Source organism: Bradyrhizobium sp. (assembly GCF_030697065.1).
Classification (GTDB): Bacteria; Pseudomonadota; Alphaproteobacteria; order Rhizobiales; family Xanthobacteraceae; genus Bradyrhizobium.
In genome coordinates this window covers 13,613-29,167 of record NZ_JAUYQU010000238.1, presented here as the reverse complement: position 1 = coordinate 29,167, position 15,555 = coordinate 13,613, and the positions used below count along the sequence as shown (strand labels likewise).

At 63.5% G+C, this 15,555-nt stretch carries 18 protein-coding genes; 5 read left to right on the top strand and 13 right to left on the bottom strand.

All coding sequences use genetic code 11. The features are described 5' to 3' along the window. The 4 genes from Q8R73_RS18950 to Q8R73_RS18935 all read right to left on the bottom strand — a co-directional run. Positions 1-521: class I adenylate-forming enzyme family protein (locus Q8R73_RS18950; protein ID WP_305721080.1), on the bottom strand; the 521-nt coding region annotated here is incomplete at its 3' end. A 57-nt stretch (positions 522-578) separates the two neighbouring features. Then, positions 579-1,403 (bottom strand): 3-methyl-2-oxobutanoate hydroxymethyltransferase, encoded by an 825-nt coding sequence (gene panB, locus Q8R73_RS18945; RefSeq protein WP_305721079.1) that lies wholly within the window; start codon positions 1,401-1,403, stop codon positions 579-581. Positions 1,404-1,407: 4 nt separating this feature from the next. After that, entirely contained in the window at positions 1,408-1,992 is a 585-nt protein-coding gene (locus Q8R73_RS18940; protein ID WP_305721078.1) for an NnrU family protein, read from the bottom strand. Positions 1,993-2,219: 227 nt separating this feature from the next. Then, positions 2,220-2,831: a hypothetical protein gene (locus Q8R73_RS18935; RefSeq protein ID WP_305721077.1), complete on the bottom strand. Its 612-nt coding sequence runs from the start codon at positions 2,829-2,831 to the stop codon at positions 2,220-2,222. Between the two features lie 253 nt (positions 2,832-3,084). On the opposite strand from Q8R73_RS18935, the gene Q8R73_RS18930 reads away from it, so the two are divergent. Continuing rightward, positions 3,085-4,386, top strand: a complete 1,302-nt coding sequence (locus Q8R73_RS18930; protein WP_305721076.1) for a sorbosone dehydrogenase family protein — start codon at positions 3,085-3,087, stop codon at positions 4,384-4,386. A 353-nt stretch (positions 4,387-4,739) separates the two neighbouring features. Here Q8R73_RS18930 and Q8R73_RS18925 read toward each other — a convergent pair whose 3' ends face one another. Continuing rightward, the gene (locus tag Q8R73_RS18925) at positions 4,740-6,359 is read right to left on the bottom strand and encodes a peptide chain release factor 3 (protein ID WP_305721075.1); all 1,620 of its coding nucleotides are present in this window, start codon (positions 6,357-6,359) and stop codon (positions 4,740-4,742) included. Positions 6,360-6,534: 175 nt separating this feature from the next. Between Q8R73_RS18925 and sugE the strand changes: the two genes are divergently transcribed. Continuing rightward, positions 6,535-6,849: a quaternary ammonium compound efflux SMR transporter SugE gene (gene sugE, locus Q8R73_RS18920; protein ID WP_305721074.1), complete on the top strand. Its 315-nt coding sequence runs from the start codon at positions 6,535-6,537 to the stop codon at positions 6,847-6,849. 3 nt (positions 6,850-6,852) lie between these two features. Here the strand turns inward: sugE and Q8R73_RS18915 are convergent, their stop codons facing one another. The 7 genes from Q8R73_RS18915 to Q8R73_RS18885 all read right to left on the bottom strand — a co-directional run bounded on the left by Q8R73_RS18915 (position 6,853) and on the right by Q8R73_RS18885 (position 13,343). Continuing rightward, a complete protein-coding gene (locus Q8R73_RS18915) occupies positions 6,853-7,866 on the bottom strand; it encodes an inorganic phosphate transporter (RefSeq protein ID WP_305721073.1) in 1,014 nt (337 codons plus the stop codon). 14 nt (positions 7,867-7,880) lie between these two features. Next, positions 7,881-8,525, bottom strand: a complete 645-nt coding sequence (locus Q8R73_RS18910; protein ID WP_305721082.1) for a DUF47 domain-containing protein — start codon at positions 8,523-8,525, stop codon at positions 7,881-7,883. A 153-nt stretch (positions 8,526-8,678) separates the two neighbouring features. Further along, a complete protein-coding gene (locus Q8R73_RS18905) occupies positions 8,679-9,647 on the bottom strand; it encodes a branched-chain amino acid ABC transporter permease (RefSeq protein WP_305721072.1) in 969 nt (322 codons plus the stop codon). Continuing rightward, complete coding sequence (locus Q8R73_RS18900; RefSeq protein ID WP_305721071.1) at positions 9,644-10,510, bottom strand: branched-chain amino acid ABC transporter permease; 867 nt, start codon at positions 10,508-10,510, stop codon at positions 9,644-9,646. The genes Q8R73_RS18905 and Q8R73_RS18900 overlap by 4 nt, the downstream gene beginning before the upstream one ends. 80 nt (positions 10,511-10,590) lie before the next feature. Next, complete coding sequence (locus Q8R73_RS18895) at positions 10,591-11,811, bottom strand: ABC transporter substrate-binding protein (protein ID WP_305721070.1); 1,221 nt, start codon at positions 11,809-11,811, stop codon at positions 10,591-10,593. Positions 11,812-11,845: 34 nt separating this feature from the next. Further along, on the bottom strand, positions 11,846-12,580 hold the full coding sequence (locus tag Q8R73_RS18890) for an ABC transporter ATP-binding protein (protein WP_305721081.1): 735 nt from the start codon (positions 12,578-12,580) through the stop codon (positions 11,846-11,848). Between the two features lie 7 nt (positions 12,581-12,587). After that, positions 12,588-13,343: an ABC transporter ATP-binding protein gene (locus Q8R73_RS18885; protein ID WP_305721069.1), complete on the bottom strand. Its 756-nt coding sequence runs from the start codon at positions 13,341-13,343 to the stop codon at positions 12,588-12,590. Positions 13,344-13,714: 371 nt separating this feature from the next. Between Q8R73_RS18885 and Q8R73_RS18880 the strand changes: the two genes are divergently transcribed. Continuing rightward, on the top strand, positions 13,715-14,317 hold the full coding sequence (locus Q8R73_RS18880; RefSeq protein ID WP_305721068.1) for a hypothetical protein: 603 nt from the start codon (positions 13,715-13,717) through the stop codon (positions 14,315-14,317). Then, positions 14,314-14,949 (top strand): hypothetical protein, encoded by a 636-nt coding sequence (locus tag Q8R73_RS18875; protein WP_305721067.1) that lies wholly within the window; start codon positions 14,314-14,316, stop codon positions 14,947-14,949. Before Q8R73_RS18880 ends, Q8R73_RS18875 begins: the two co-directional genes overlap by 4 nt. Here the strand turns inward: Q8R73_RS18875 and Q8R73_RS18870 are convergent. Next, positions 14,946-15,314: an ArsC family reductase gene (locus Q8R73_RS18870; protein ID WP_305721066.1), complete on the bottom strand. Its 369-nt coding sequence runs from the start codon at positions 15,312-15,314 to the stop codon at positions 14,946-14,948. The two genes, Q8R73_RS18875 and Q8R73_RS18870, sit on opposite strands and share 4 nt — an antisense overlap. 75 nt (positions 15,315-15,389) lie before the next feature. Here Q8R73_RS18870 and Q8R73_RS18865 point away from each other — a divergent pair, with 75 nt between their 5' ends. Continuing rightward, entirely contained in the window at positions 15,390-15,548 is a 159-nt protein-coding gene (locus Q8R73_RS18865; protein WP_305721065.1) for a DUF5993 family protein, read from the top strand. The last annotated feature ends 7 nt before the right edge of the window (positions 15,549-15,555 follow it).

Sequence of the window (15,555 nt, the reverse complement as noted above, 5' to 3'; positions counted from 1 at the left end):
GAAGGCGGGTGGTCGGTCAGCGACGAGAACCGCGATTTCAGTGCATCGTCATCGACCGCGATGCGATGCACGAGATCGGGAACGTCACGCGGGTCCGGCAGACGGTCGGCCAGGCCGGCCTCATGGATCAACACCCTGGCGCCGCAGTCGGTCAGCACATAGGCGATCTCGGGTTTCTGCTGGCGGGTAGAGAGCAGCACCGTCACCAGGCCGGCATGCGCCGCTGCGAACACCGTCAGGACGAATTCGATGCGGTTGCCGAGCAGCACCGCGACGCGGTCGCCGCCCTGCAGACCGAGCTTCTGAAATCCCGCCGCAATCCCGGCCGATTGCTGCGCCACCTCGCGCCAGGACATCCGCCGCTCGCCGCAGACCAGCGCTTCGCCATCCGGGTTTCGCGCGGCGGCGTCCGCGATCATCGCCCAGATGCTGTTCGGCCGCTGGCAAAATACCGGCACCACGCGGTCGCCGAACCGCGATTCGAGCCGCATGTCGGGAATCGAATGCTGCGACCAGTCCATCGTGCCGCCCCGCCTCAGTCTTGCTCAGCTCTTGCTCAGGTCTTGCTCAGGTCTTGCTCAGCTCTTGGCCTTCATGCCGTAGACATGCTCCGGCCCGGGAAACGCCCGTGAGCGCACGTCGGTGGCATAGCCCTCGATCGCCGCCTCGATCATCGGCCCGAGATTGCCGTAGCGGCGGACGAATTTCGGCGTCCGCGCCGACAGCCCCAGCATATCCTCCAGCACCAGCACCTGGCCGTCGCAGGCAGCACTTGCGCCGATGCCGATGGTGGGGATGGCGATGCTCTCGGTGATCTTCCGCGCCAGCGGTTCGGCGACCGCCTCGATCACCACCGAGAAGGCACCGGCTTGCGAGATCGCCATCGCGTCATTCTCGATCGGCTCCCAGCTGCCCTCCTCGCGGCCCTGGGCGCGAAACGAGCCGAGGGTGTTGATCGACTGCGGCGTCAGGCCGATATGGCCCATCACGGGAATGCCGCGTTCGGCCAGAAATGCCACGGTCTCCGCCATCCGCTCGCCGCCCTCGAGCTTGACGGCGCCGCAATGGGTCTCCTTCAGGATCCGTACCGCGGAATGAAACGCCTGCTCCTTGGAGGCTTCATAGGAACCGAAGGGCATGTCGACCACGACCAGCGCATGCTGCGAGCCGCGCATCACCGCATGGCCCTGCAGGATCATCATCTCCAGCGTCACCGGCACCGTGGTCTCGAAACCGTGCATTACATTGCCGAGGGAATCGCCGACCAGGATGACGTCGCAATAGCGATCGACCAGGGCGGCGGTATGGGCGTGATACGAGGTCAGCATCACGATCGGCTCGGCGTTCTTGCGCGCACGGATATCCGGCGCGGTCTTGCGCTTGATGGGGGACTGCACTGACACTTATTCAAGCTCCTACGACGGGAACCCCGATCACGACGGGATGGAAGGCGAAGGCGAGCGCGAGATAGGCGACGAAGCCGACCGCCGCCGCGATCAGGTCGTTGCCGATGCCTCCGACCGGGATCGGCGGCGCGCCCGGGTCGGTGCGCCGCTTCAGCGAGATGCGGTCGAACACCGCCCAGGCCAGGAACGAGCCGAACAGGATGATCGAGCCGAGGTCGCCATTGGAGAGCAGATGCGCCGCCGCCCACAGTTTGACGCCGGCCAGCATCGGATGCTTCAGCGTGGTGTAGATGCGGCCGCGGATATAGGACGCCACCACCAGGATGACGGCGGGCAGCATCAGCGCCGCCACCAGGTGCTTCATGCCGGCCGGCGGATACCAGACGTCGATCCAGCCGGTCGCCCGGTAGCTGGCAAAGCCCCAGAAGATCAGCGCGAGGCCGAGCGCCGAGACCAGCGAATAGCCGATCTTGTAGCCGCCCTCCCCCGTCGAGGCGATCAGTCGCGCCCGCAAGCTTCGCTGCGTGGTCAGCGTGTGGACGCCGAGGAACAGCACGAGGCCCAGTATCATCACCGAAAGTCCCATGACGTTTCCTCCGTGGCGGGACGCATTAAGCGACCTTCGGGTAACACTTTTGCGGCCGGGGCCGCAATGCGGGAAAACGCGCGCCGTTCATTCCGGGGCGCGCAAAGCGCGAACCTCAAATGCGCGATTGCGCATCGGGGAATCTCGAGATTGTTTTGCGAATCCTCGTCCCAGATCGAGATTCCGGGTCTGGTCCTGCGGACCATCCCGGAATGACGATGATATGTTCACGGCTTATCCGCCTGCCCGCCCAAATCGCGATTGTCGACATAGCGGATCGCGATCGGGCGCCCGGCGATGGCGCCGCCGAGATTGCCGGTGAATTGCAGCGGTGCGCAGGCTTTGAGCGAGGCGTTGATCGCCTTCAGATAGGTCGTTCTTACTTCCGCAGGGGCCCCTGCCGTGGCGAAGGTCACGCGCGGAGCTCCGATGATCTCGCCTGTTCGCTTGAAGCTGAAGCGCACCGACATCTGCATGCCCTCCCGCGCCGACGAGGCCTCCGGCGGCGACCAGCAGGACCGCAGCGCCGCGAACAGGTCGCCGATGCTGTCGAGGTCGTGGCCGGGTTTCTGGTACTTCGCGGTTTCGCCCGGCGGCGGCATGCTTTCGATCGTCAGTTGCAGGTTCTGGCCGTAGGGATAGTCGATCTCGGGGATGCAGGGGCCGTCATTGAACACGCTGCAGAATGACGGCGTGCAGGGTTGGCCGTCCAGCACGCTGCACGGCGCATGCGAAAACGGCGTGGCATCGAGCTGACGCCGCTGCTGGGCATCGGCAGTTCCGGCACGGAAAATCGCGGCCACGGCCAGGATGAGACTGAAAACGACGGGCCGGAGCATTGAAACAAACTCGTGCCAGGGCAATGCATAGATAGTGAGTTAGATAGTGCGCACTCCCGGAACTGTCATCACCCGCGAAAGGGTGATCCGGTATTCCAGAGACAGCAGTGATTGAATCGATAGGCCGCGGCGTACTGGATCCTCCGCTTTCGCTAGGGATGACGAGTTGTGGCGAGGCCGGCCCCGCATCGACGACGAGGTTTGAACGCGCCCCGTCCTCGGATAGGGTGCGCGCGATCCACGGAGGGATTCCATGAACTTGTCCGGCATTTTTGCGCGCCTGGTCGCGCTGATCGGCGCCGCCGCGCTGCTGTGGCGGCGACGGCAGGGCGCCGCACCCGAGCCGGCCTGGGGCAGTTCTCCGCTGGTTCCGCCGGCCAAGCCACAGGGCGCCATCCCGACGCTGAAGATGCCGACCGCCAGGGGCTGGAGCGACGGGCAGATTCCGGTGGCGGCGCCGGGACTGAAGGTCAATGCGTTTGCCACCGGCCTGCAGCATCCACGCTGGATCGAGGTGCTGCCCAATGGCGACGTCCTCATCGCCGAATCCAACCAGGTCGCCGGACCGGTCAGGAACGTGTTCGGCTACGCCATGCAGGCGACCATGCGGCGCGCCTCCGCCCTGGGCGTCAGCGCAAACCGCATCACGCTGCTGCGCGACAGCGATGGCGACGGCGTCGCCGAGCGGCGGGAAGTGTTTATGGAGGGACTGAACCAGCCATTCGGCATGGCGCTGGTGGGCGACACCTTCTATGTCGGCAACACCGACGGCGTGTTGGCCTTCCCCTATGTGGCGGGCGCCGACCGCATCACCGCGCCGGGACGAAAGCTCGTCAGCTTCAAGCCCGGCGGGCACTGGACGCGAAGCCTGCTGCCGAGCCCCGATGGCCGGAAGCTCTATGCCGGGGTCGGCTCGCTCACCAATATCGCCGACAACGGCATGGAAGCGGAGCAAGGCCGGGCGGCCGTCTACGAACTCGATTTGGCCAGCGGCAGCAGCCGCATCTTTGCCGGCGGCCTGCGCAACGCGGTGGGTCTCGCATGGGAGCCGCAGACCGGCGTGCTCTGGACGGTGGTCAACGAGCGCGACGGCCTCGGCGACGAGACACCGCCCGACTATCTGACCTCGGTGAAGGACGGCGGCTTCTACGGCTGGCCCTGGTGCTACTGGGGACAGACGGTGGACGACCGGGTGCCGCAGGATGCGGCCGCGGTCGCCACGGCGATCACGCCGGACTACGCGCTGGGCGGCCACACCGCGTCGCTCGGCCTGTGCTGGATGCCGGCCGGCACCCTGCCCGGCTTTCCCGACGGCATGGCCATCGGCCAGCACGGCTCATGGAATCGCAGCACGCTGAGCGGCTACAAGGTCGTGTTCGTACCGTTCGCGAACGGGCGCCCGGCGGGGCCGGCGCGGGATATCCTCTCGGGTTTCCTCGCGCCTGACGAAAGGGAGTCCTATGGACGGCCGGTCGGCGTGACCCTCGGTGCCGATGGCTCGCTGCTGGTGGCGGACGATGTCGGCGATGTGATCTGGCGGGTGACGGGAGCGTAGCGGACTGCGCGATACACTGCATCATCACCACCACTGTCATCGCCCGCCAACGGGTCGGCGCTTTCGCGCCGCCCGATGACAGGCTCCGGCGGGCGACCCAGTATTCCAGAGAGAACCGAGAGGCCGCGGCGTACTGGGTCCTCCGCTTTCGCGGAGGACGACGAGCGAGGAACGCCGACGCAGCAAGCCAAAACGCCGCCCCGCCTCACGCCTTCTTCTCCCTACGCCCACAAACTGTCATCGCCCGCGAAGGCGGGCGATCCAGTATTCCAGAGACGCCAGAGATCAATCGATAGGCCGCGGCGTACTTGGTTCCTCCGGTCAAGCCGGAGGACGACGAGCAGCGAAACGCCTCACGCCTTCTTCTTCACGTCCTTGATGCTGGAAAACACGATGCCCTCGGCGCGTTCCTTGGTGTAGCCGAGATAGAACTCGTTCTTGGCCAGAAACACCGGGTCGCCGTCGACGTCGTCGGCGACGCCGGAATTGTTGGCGGCGACGAACGCCTCGAGCTTCTTGCGGTCGTCGGAGGAGATCCAGCGCGCCAGCTGGAATTCCGAGACCTCGAACTCGACGGGCAGGGAATATTCGGCGTCGAGCCGCGCCTTCAGCACATCGAGCTGCAGCGGACCGACCACGCCGACCAGCGCCGGCGCGCCGTCGCGCGGGCGGAACACCTGCACCACGCCCTCCTCCGACATCTCCTGCAGCGCTTCCTTCAGCTTCTTCGCCTTCATCGCATCGGTGAGACGGACGCGGCGGACGATTTCCGGCGCGAAGGACGGCACGCCGACGAAAATCAGGTCCTCGCCTTCGGTCAGGGTGTCGCCGATCCGCAGCGTGCCGTGATTGGGAATGCCGACGACGTCGCCGGCATAGGCCTCGTCCGCCACCGAGCGGTCCTGCGCAAAGAAGAACTGCGGACTGGACAGCGTCATGTTCTTGCCGGTGCGCACCAGCTTGGCCTTCATGCCGCGGGAGAGCTTGCCCGAGCACAGCCGCGCGAACGCGATGCGGTCGCGGTGGTTCGGATCCATATTGGCCTGGATCTTGAAAACGAACGCGCTCATGCGCGGCTCCGAGGCCTCGACCTTGCGCAGATTGGAGTCCTGCGCGCGCGGCGGCGGCGCGAATTTGCCGAGACCTTCCAGCAGATCGCCGACCCCGAAATTGCGTAGCGCCGAGCCGAAATAGACCGGCGTCATGTGGCCTTCGCGGAACGAAGCAAGGTCGAACGGCTTGCTGGCTTCCTTCACCAGCGCCAGTTCCTCGGTGATCTCGTTGACGTCGAGGTTGGCGTTGCGGCCCGCGAGCTCGGCGACGTCGATTTTTTCGGCCGCACCGGTCTTGGCGCCGCCGCCCTCGAGCAGCCGGATGCCGCCGGTGGAAATATCATAGGTGCCCATGAAATCGCGGCCGCGGCCGACCGGCCAGGTCATCGGCGTGGTGTCGAGCGCCAGCGTCTTTTCGATTTCGTCGAGCAGTTCGAAGGTGTCGAGGCTCTCGCGGTCCATCTTGTTGATGAAGGTGATGATCGGAATGTCGCGCAGCCGGCAGACCTCTATCAGCTTCAGCGTCCGCGCCTCGATGCCCTTGGCGGCGTCGATCACCATCACGGCGGAGTCCACCGCCGTCAGCGTCCGGTAGGTGTCTTCCGAAAAGTCCTCATGGCCCGGCGTGTCCAGCAGGTTGAAGACGAGGCCGTTGAACTCGAAGGTCATCACGGAGGTGACGACCGAGATGCCGCGGTCGCGTTCGATCTTCATCCAGTCGGAACGGGTGCTGCGCCGTTCGCGCTTGGCCTTGACATGCCCGGCCAGGTTGATGGCGCCGCCGAACAGCAGCAGCTTCTCGGTCAGCGTGGTCTTGCCGGCGTCGGGATGCGAGATGATGGCAAAGGTCCGCCGGCGCGCCACTTCATCAGACAGCGGCGAAGACGGCGGCGATTCGGCAGTGAGTGAAAGGTCGGACATCAGCGAGCCTGTGGCAGGGAAAGCGGGCGCAATCAAGGGATTTTGCAGGGTTTCGAGGCCGCCATCGGCATGTTGCGCGCAGCCCCACCCGGCCTCATATAGGGGCTGCGAGGACGACCTCCAATCCAACCATTTCATGCGCAGGGACGACCCTGCCGACCGGAAAGGCCGTCCCATGGCGTGGCTGTTGCTGTTCATCGCGGGTTTACTGGAAGTCGGCTGGGCGGTCGGCCTCAAATATACCGAGGGCTTCTCCCGGCTCGTTCCCTCCGTGCTGACGCTGGTCTGCATGGCCGCCAGCATCGCGATGCTGGGTCTGGCGCTGAAGACCCTGCCGATGGGAACCGCCTATGCGGTATGGACCGGAATCGGCGCCGTCGGCACCGCGATCCTGGGAATCGTGCTGTTCGGCGATTCCGCCAGCGTGGCGCGGATCGCCTGCATCGGCCTGATCGTCGCCGGGATCGTCGGACTGAAGCTGGCGACCTGACGCCTATCTGGCGAAGGGGAGCAGATTGACCGCCCAATAGGTCAGCGCCGCGATGATGGCCGAGGCCGGAATGGTGATCACCCAGGCATAGACGATCGAACTCGCCACGTTCCAGCGCACCGCCGAAACCCGCCGCGCCGCGCCGACCCCGATGATGGCGCCGGTGATGGTGTGCGTGGTGGAAACCGGTACCCCGAGCCAGGTCGCCATGAACAATGTCGCGGCCCCGCCGGTCTCGGCGCAAAACCCCTGCATCGGCGTCAGCTTGGTGATCCGCAAGCCCATGGTGCGGACGATCCGCCAGCCGCCCATCAGGGTGCCCAGCGCCATCGCCGCCTGGCACGAGATCACCACCCAGAACGGCACCGAGAATTCGCTGCCGAGATACCCCTGCGAATAGAGCAGCACCGCGATGATGCCCATGGTCTTCTGCGCGTCATTGCCGCCATGTCCGAGCGAATACAGCGAGGCGGAGGCGAATTGCAGGATACGGAAGGCCCGATCCACCGCGAACGGCGTCGAGCGCACCGCGGCCCAGGACACGATCGCGACCAGCACCAGCGCCAGCAGGAAGCCGACCAGCGGCGACAGCACGATCGCGAGCAGCGTCTTCGTCAGCCCGGTCCACACCGCGGCCGACAGCCCGGCCTTGGCCATGCCGGCCCCAACCAGCCCGCCGATCAGGGCGTGCGAGCTGGAGGACGGAATTCCCAGGCCCCAGGTGATCAGGTTCCAGGCGATGGCGCCGATCAGCGCGCCGAATATCACCTGCGCGTCGATCACGCTGGGCTCGATGATGCCGGTCCCGATGGTGTTGGCGACGTGCAGCCCGAAGAACAGGAAGGCGATGAAGTTGAAGAACGCCGCCCACGCCACCGCGTATTGCGGGCGCAGTACCCGGGTCGATACGATCGTCGCGATCGAATTGGCGGCGTCGTGCAACCCGTTGAGGAAGTCAAACAGCAGCGCGACGGCGATTAACCCGATCAGAATCGGAAGACCCAGCGTGGCGTCCACTGCGCGGCCCTGCCCTATACCTGTTCGATCACGATACTGTTGATCTCGTTCGCAACGTCGTCGAAGCGGTCCGAAACCTTCTCCAGATGCTTGTAGATCTCGGAGCCGACGATGAAATCCATCGTGTTGGCATCGCGGTGCTTGAGGAACAGCTCCTTCAGCCCGATATCGTGCAGGTCGTCGATGCGGCCCTCCAGCTTGCCGATCTCCTCGGTGAGAGCGGTCAGCATCGCGAGGTTCTGGCCGATCGACTGCATCAGCGGCAGCGCCTGGCCGACCAGATTGGCGCACTCGACCAGCAGCGTTCCCATCTCGCGCATCGGCGGCTCGAAGGTACGGACCTCGAACAAGATTACCGCCTTGGCCGTCTGCTGCATCTGGTCGATGGCATCGTCCATCGAGGTGATCAGGTTCTTGATGTCACCGCGGTCGAACGGCGTGATGAAGGTCCGGCGCACCGCGGTGAGTACCTCGCGGGTGACATTGTCGGCCTCGTGTTCGAGCTGGTTGACCCGCTGGCAGAACACCGGGGTTTCCTCGCCGCCGCGCAATACGCCCTGCAACGCCAGCGCGCCCTGCACGCAGACCACGGAATGCTTGGCAAAAAGCTCGAAAAACCGTTCTTCGCGGGGAAGAAAGGCGCGAAACCAGCGCATCAGCATGGGTGATGTCCATTGTCCCAGAAATGGCCGGGCCGAGGCGCCCCGTCACAAAACTGTCATAAACCATTTTGCGTGAAAGCGCCCGGCGGGGCCCGGATACGGCGGGGTCATCCACCGCTTTGTCGAGGCGTCAGCCCGGAAAGCGACCGCTCAGAGCGATCGCCGGAAATAATGCGCGATTTCACCGACGATGCCGCGGCGGAACGTCAGCACGCAGACCACGAAGATCACACCCTGGATCACCGTGACCCATTGTCCGAAACCGGCGAGATATTGCTGCATGGCAATAATGACGAAGGCGCCGACCACCGGCCCGAACATGGTGCCGAGGCCGCCGACCAGCGTGATCAGCACGATCTCGCCCGACATCGTCCAGTGCACGTCGGTGAGCGAAGCATTCTGGGCCACGAACACCTTCAGCGAGCCGGCGAACCCAGCCAGGGTTCCCGACAGGATGAAGGCCAGCAGCTTGTAGTGATCGGTCTTGTAACCCAGCGATATCGCGCGCTGCTCGTTTTCGCGGATCGCCTTCAGCACCTCGCCGAACGGCGAATTGACGGCGCGGAAGACCACGAGAAAGCCGCCGAGGAAACCGGCGAGAATGACGTAGTAGAGCACCGTCGAATTGGAGAGATCGAGAATCCCGAACAAGCGACCCTGCGGAATGCCCTGGATGCCGTCTTCGCCATGGGTGAACGGCGTCTGCAGATAGATGAAATACAACAGCTGCGACAGCGCCAGCGTGATCATCGAGAAATAGATGCCCTGCCGGCGAATGGCGACGACGCCGGTGACGACGCCGATGCCGGCGGCGCCGGCGGTGCCGATCAGGATTCCAAGCTCGGGCGCGAGACCCCATTCCTTCAGGGCATGCGCGGTGAAGTAGCCGGCACTGCCCAGAAACATCGCATGCCCGAACGACAGCAGCCCGCCATAGCCGATCAGCAGGTTGAAGGCACAGGCCAGCAGAGCAAAGCACAGCGCCTGCATGACGAAGAATGGATAGATCCCGGTCAGCGGCACCGCCGCCAGCAGCGCCGCCATCAGGACAAACACCACCATCTCGTCGCGGATACGGCGCGGGCTTGCCGGCAAGGTATCGTCAGTCAGTACACTCATGTCGTCGCCCGTCCCGTCAGTCCCGTCGGCTTCACCAGCAGCACCAGCACCATCAGCACAAAGACCACGGTATTGGAGGCTTCAGGATAGAAATATTTCGTCAGTCCCTCGATCACACCGAGCGCGAAGCCGGTGATGATCGATCCCATGATCGAACCCATGCCGCCGATCACCACCACCGCGAACACCACGATGATGAGATCGGCACCCATCAGGGGCCGGACCTGGTTGATCGGCGCCGACAGCACCCCGGCGAGCGCCGCGAGGCCGACGCCGAGCCCGTAGGTCAGCGTGATCATCCGGGGCACGTTGATGCCGAAGGCGCGCACCAGCGTCGGGTTTTCAGTAGCGGCACGCAGGTTGGCGCCGAGCCTTGTCTTTTCGATCAGATACCAGGTGGCGATGCACACGATGAGCGAGAACACCACGACCCAGCCGCGATAGATCGGCAGGAACATGAATCCCAGATTCAGGCCGCCCTGCAGTTCGCTGGGAATCGCATAGGGCAATCCCGAGGAGCCGAAATAATTCTGGAACACGCCCTGGATGATGAGCGCCAAACCGAACGTCAGCAACAACCCGTAGAGATGATCGAGTCCGGACAGCCATTGCAGCATGGTCCGTTCCAGGATCATGCCGAAAATGCCGACCGCGATCGGCGCGATGATCAGCGCCGGCCAGTATCCGATACCCATCACGTTGAGCAGGAAATAGGCGCAGAAGGCGCCCATCATGTAGACCGCGCCGTGCGCGAAATTGATGATGTTGAGCATTCCGAAGATCACGGCAAGTCCGAGACTCAACAGCGCGTAGAACGAGCCGTTGATCAGTCCCACCAGAAGCTGCGCGTAGAGAGCCTGCATCGATCGATCTTTCGAAACTCAGTCTTTTGACAAGAACGGGCGGAAACCGCCGGCGCCGGGGCGCCGGCGGGGAGCCATGGTTACTTCTTCACCAGCGCACAGACGCTTTCCGAAAGTGGCCGGAAGGCCTGCTCGCCGGGAGTGGTCCCGATCAGCTTGTAATAGTCCCACGGCCCCTTGGATTCCGAGGGCTTCTTGACCTCGAACAGATAGGCCGGATGGAGCTTGCGGCCGTCGGCGCGGATCGAGCCCTTGCCGAACAACGGATCGTCGGTCGGCATCGACTTCATTTTCTCGACAATCTTGATGCCGTCATGCGAATTGCCGCCCATCGCTTCGAGCGCCTTGAAGTAGTGGATCAGGCCCGAATAGACGCCGGCCTGCACCATGGACGGCATCGCCTTGCTCTTGGTGCGTTCGGAGAAGCGCTTCGAGAACGCGCGGGTTCCGTCGTTCAGGTCCCAGTAGAACGTCTCCGTGAAACTCAGGCCCTGCGCCACCTTCAAGCCGAGCGAGTGAACGTCGGTGATGAACAGCAGCAGGCCGGCGAGCTTCTGCCCGCCCGCGACAATGCCGAACTCGGACGCCTGCTTGATCGTGTTGGTGGTGTCGCCGCCGGCGTTCGCCATGCCGACGATCTTGGCCTTCGACGCCTGCGCTTGCAGCAGGAACGAGGAGAAATCCGCGGTGTTCAGCGGATGCCTGACGGTGCCGATCACCTTGCCGCCGGACTTCAGCACGACCGCGCTGGTGTCGCGCTCCAGCGCGTGGCCGAAAGCATAGTCCGCGGTCAGAAAGTACCAGCTGTCGCCGCCGGCTTTAACCAGCGCCTGACCGGTGCTGTTGGCGAGCATGTAGGTGTCGTAGACCCAGTGGATCGTGTTCGGCGAGCATTGGGCGTTGGTGAGGTCCGACGATGCCGCGCCGGTATTGATCATGATGGCGTTCTTTTCCTTGACCAGATTATTGACGGCCAGGGCAACGCCGGAATTCAGCACGTCCATGAAGATGTCGACCTTGTCGACGTCGATCCACTGCCGCGCGGTGTTGACGGCAATGTCGGGCTTGTTCTGATGGTCGGCGGAGACGATGTCGATCTTCCAGCCCTTGGCGGCAAGTCCGGAATCCTCTACCGCCATCTGGGCCGCCAGCGTGGAGCCCGCGCCGCCGAGGTCGGAATAGAGTCCAGAATTGTCGGTCAATACGCCGATCTTGATGGTTTTATCCTGCGCCAGAACGGCGCTGCATGCGCCAAAAACCAGCGCGGTGCCAAGCAATAGTGCCGAGATCCTGTTTGTCATGAATATCTCCGTGGCTCGTGCTTGAAGACGTCGTTCAGACGCCGAGATAGGTGTGAAGCTTGTCCATATTGGCTTGCAGATCGGAGTTCTTGAAACCGTCGATCACCTTGCCGTGCTCGACGATGTAGTAACGGTCCGCGACGGTCGCCGCGAACCGGAAGTTCTGTTCGACCAGAAGGATCGTAAAACCCTCCTTCTTGAGGCGCGCGATGGTGTGGCCGATCTGCTGGATGATGACCGGGGCTAGCCCCTCGGTCGGTTCGTCCAGCATCAGGAACCGGGCGCCGGTGCGCAGGATCCGGGCGATCGCCAGCATCTGCTGCTCGCCGCCCGACAGCTTGGTGCCCTGGCTGTTGAGCCGTTCCTTCAGATTCGGAAACAGCTCGAAGATCTGGTCCAGCGACAACCCGCCCGGGCGCACCACCGGCGGCAGCAGCAGGTTTTCGCGCACATCGAGGCTGGCAAAAATCCCGCGCTCCTCGGGGCAGAAGGCGACACCCATACGTGCGATCTTGTCCGACGAGGTTTTCGTGATATCCACATCGCCGAACCGGATCGTGCCGGTACGCTTGCCGATGATCCCCATCACCGATTTCAGCGTGGTGGTCTTGCCGGCGCCGTTGCGCCCGAGCAGCGTGACCACCTCACCGGCGTTCACGTTGAAATTGATGCCGTGCAGGATGTGGGACTCGCCGTACCAGGCTTCGAGATTCTCCACCGTCAGAACCGGCGAAGCTGCGCCGGACTTCGTCCCGGCGGCATCGGCCATGTTGAAATCAGTCATGCCCCGCCCCCAGATACGCTTCCTTGACACGCTCGTCCTTGGTGAGGTCGGCGTAATTGCCTTCCGCCAGCACCTGGCCGCGCGTCAGCACCGTGATGATGTCGGACAGGTTGGCCACGACGCTGAGATTGTGTTCGACCATCAGGATGGTGTATTTCTTCGAAAGGCGCTTGATCAATGCGGTGATCTTGTCGATGTCTTCGTGGCCCATGCCGGCCATCGGTTCGTCGAGCAGCATCATCTCCGGATCGAGCGCCAGTGTCGTTGCAATCTCCAGTGCGCGCTTGCGCCCGTAGGGCATTTCGACCGCGGGCGTGTTGGCGAACTCGCTGAGACCGACATCGTCGAGCAGTTCATGAGCCCGGCCGTTGAAGCGGTCGAGCACCGTCTTGGAACGCCAGAAATCGAAGGAGTGCCCGTGCTGGCGCTGCAGCGCGACCCTGACATTTTCGAGCGCTGTGAGGTGCGGAAACACCGCTGAAATCTGGAACGAGCGCACCAGGCCGAGGCGCGCGACGTCGGCCGGCGCCATAGCCGTGATGTCCTGCCCCTTATAGAGAATCTGGCCCGCTGAAGGCTGCAGAAACTTGGTCAGCAGATTGAAGCACGTCGTCTTGCCGGCTCCGTTCGGACCGATCAACGCATGAATGCTGCCGCGGCGAACCTTGAGATCGACATCGCGAACAGCAAAGAACCCCGCGAATTCCTTGCTCAATCCGTGGGTTTCTAGAATGAACTCATCGGCCAATCAAATTCCCCCAACAGTCATTGCCGCGAAGCCAGCTTCGCGCACGACCAATTCTTGCCACCGGCAGATCCTCCAGACGCCCTGGAAATCCTGTCCCGGACGCGCCGCCTCCGGCCGGAATATGCCGTCAACAGCACAGTTTACGCAAGCCGCAAAGCTGATCATTCCACCGGGCCCGGCGAAAGGCTCCCGGCTCGTCGTGGATCGACCGCCCGGGAACCTCGATCGGCGGGGGTGGCGGCCGTGTTCACGCCTTCCGCCCCGGCTGCGAAAGCAAGCATTAACGGTATTCGGACGCGAGCCCGCGCTTTCATAGAATTTTTGTCGCTTGGGGCGGATGATCCGGCATTTGGTATCTGGGGATTTCAGCCGTGGATTTTGATAGCGCCAACCCTTCGGTGGTCAAATCGATCAAGCAGCGGGACCTGCTCAACACATGGCTCCGGCTTTTTGCCCGCGAGCGCCTGCTGCCGCGCATTGAGGAATACAAGCCGGAGCGAATCGAAGAAGAGTTTCCGGATCTCGTCTATTATACCGTGGATGCCGCCATCCGGCCGCCGCGCCTCACGATCCAGAGCGACGGCACGCGGATGGCCAGTGCCTATGGCCATACCGGCAAGGGAAGGCTGCTCGACGAATATCTGGGCCCGAGACTGGTCCCCGTCGTGATGCCGGTCTATTACGAGTGCATCGCCCGCCGCCTGCCGGTCTATACCATCTCCAGCATCGACGACAGCTATGGACGAATCGTCGCCTATGAGCGGTTGCTGTTGCCGTTCGCGGTCGCCGGCAATGTCACCCACGTGATCGCGTCGCTGAAGACCATCTGCGCTGACGGCGGATTTGAAATCAGGAATCTGATGCGCGGAAACGACACGCTACCGACGACGACGCTTCGCACCGTCATCGACCGCGATCTGTTCCATCGCGCGCCGGGCCGCATTCCGGCCGGTGACGTGATCGAATTCGGGTGAGCATCGATATGGAATTCACCAGCGCCAATCCCTCGGTGGTCAGATCCGTGAAACAGCGCGATCTGCTCAACGCATGGCTGCGCGCGCTGGACAAGGGCCGCGCCCTGCCGCTGCTGGCGGACTATAGCCCCGAGCGCATCGCGGATGAGCTGGTGGACATGATGGGATATGAGGTCGAAGGCGAAGGCGCCGACGCCAGGTTTCTGATCACCCAGGAAGGCTCGCGGCTGACCGCGACCTATGGCAGCGAGCACGTCGATCCCGCCAGACGCACCAACCGCTATCTCGACGATGCGATCGGACCGCAGCGATATGCGCGCGTGATTCCCTCCTATCGCGCCTGCCTGGCGCACCGGCGGCCGACCTATTCGATCTCGATGGTGCAGGACGCCGACGGCAAGGACGTTTCCTATGAACGCTTGCTGCTGCCGTTCGGCACCGCCGACAAGGTCGAGCAGATCGTCGGCTCGTTCAAGGCGATCAGCATCGAGGGTGGATTCAAGGTCAACAATCTGATGGGCATCAAATCGCTGGCGACGCCGGTGAGTGTGGTCAGGGCCGTGATCGACCACGATTTCGTCCCGATCGCGGCGCTCCACCACGCGTCGGACGATGTCATCGAGGTTGGCTAGGCCTTGCGCGCCCGAGGCTGCTTGACTTCCCGGGCGTAGATTTCCGGCTTGAAGCCGACCAGCAATTTGCCGCCGAGATCGAGCACCGGCCGCTTGATCATCGAGGGCTGCGCCAGCATCAGGGCCAGAGCCTTGCGTTCGTTGAGGCCTTCCTTGTCGCTATCGGGCAATTTGCGAAACGTGGTGCCGGCCCGGTTGAGCAGCGTTTCCCAGCCGAGTTCGTCGCTCCAGCCCTTCAGTTTGTCCCGCGTGATATCAGCCGTCTTGTAGTCGTGAAAATCGTAGGCGACGCCGTGGCTGTCGAGCCAGGCGCGGGCCTTCTTCATGGTATCGCAGTTCTTGATGCCGTAGATGGTGACAGGCATATCGATTCTTTCCGGAATGAGCGGTTCGAGCGGCGATAATAGTGTATCAACATCAAGCTTGCATCCGGGGCCACCATGGAATTCACCGCACTTTTTATCGCCGTCACGATCGTGATGCTGGTGGCCTGGCGCGGCCGGCGTTCGCTCGCATTGGCCTTGTTCGCCGTGGTGCTGTTGGCCTCGGTCGCGACCTACCTGCACCATGCGACCGACACCCTGAAACTGTCGTTCTGAGGGCGCC

Excerpts from the sequence above, each read along its gene's own strand:
- Q8R73_RS18865 (WP_305721065.1), top strand. The coding sequence starts at position 15,390 with ATGGAATTCACCGCACTTTTTATCGCCGTCACGATCGTGATGCTGGTG.
- Q8R73_RS18870 (WP_305721066.1), bottom strand. The coding sequence starts at position 15,314 with ATGCCTGTCACCATCTACGGCATCAAGAACTGCGATACCATGAAGAAG.
- Q8R73_RS18930 (WP_305721076.1), top strand. The coding sequence starts at position 3,085 with ATGAACTTGTCCGGCATTTTTGCGCGCCTGGTCGCGCTGATCGGCGCC.
- Q8R73_RS18895 (WP_305721070.1), bottom strand. The coding sequence starts at position 11,811 with ATGACAAACAGGATCTCGGCACTATTGCTTGGCACCGCGCTGGTTTTT.
- Q8R73_RS18890 (WP_305721081.1), bottom strand. The coding sequence starts at position 12,580 with ATGGCCGATGCCGCCGGGACGAAGTCCGGCGCAGCTTCGCCGGTTCTG.
- Q8R73_RS18940 (WP_305721078.1), bottom strand. The coding sequence starts at position 1,992 with ATGGGACTTTCGGTGATGATACTGGGCCTCGTGCTGTTCCTCGGCGTC.
- Q8R73_RS18900 (WP_305721071.1), bottom strand. The coding sequence starts at position 10,510 with ATGCAGGCTCTCTACGCGCAGCTTCTGGTGGGACTGATCAACGGCTCG.
- Q8R73_RS18935 (WP_305721077.1), bottom strand. The coding sequence starts at position 2,831 with ATGCTCCGGCCCGTCGTTTTCAGTCTCATCCTGGCCGTGGCCGCGATT.
- Q8R73_RS18905 (WP_305721072.1), bottom strand. The coding sequence starts at position 9,647 with ATGAGTGTACTGACTGACGATACCTTGCCGGCAAGCCCGCGCCGTATC.
- sugE (WP_305721074.1), top strand. The coding sequence starts at position 6,535 with ATGGCGTGGCTGTTGCTGTTCATCGCGGGTTTACTGGAAGTCGGCTGG.
- Q8R73_RS18925 (WP_305721075.1), bottom strand. The coding sequence starts at position 6,359 with ATGTCCGACCTTTCACTCACTGCCGAATCGCCGCCGTCTTCGCCGCTG.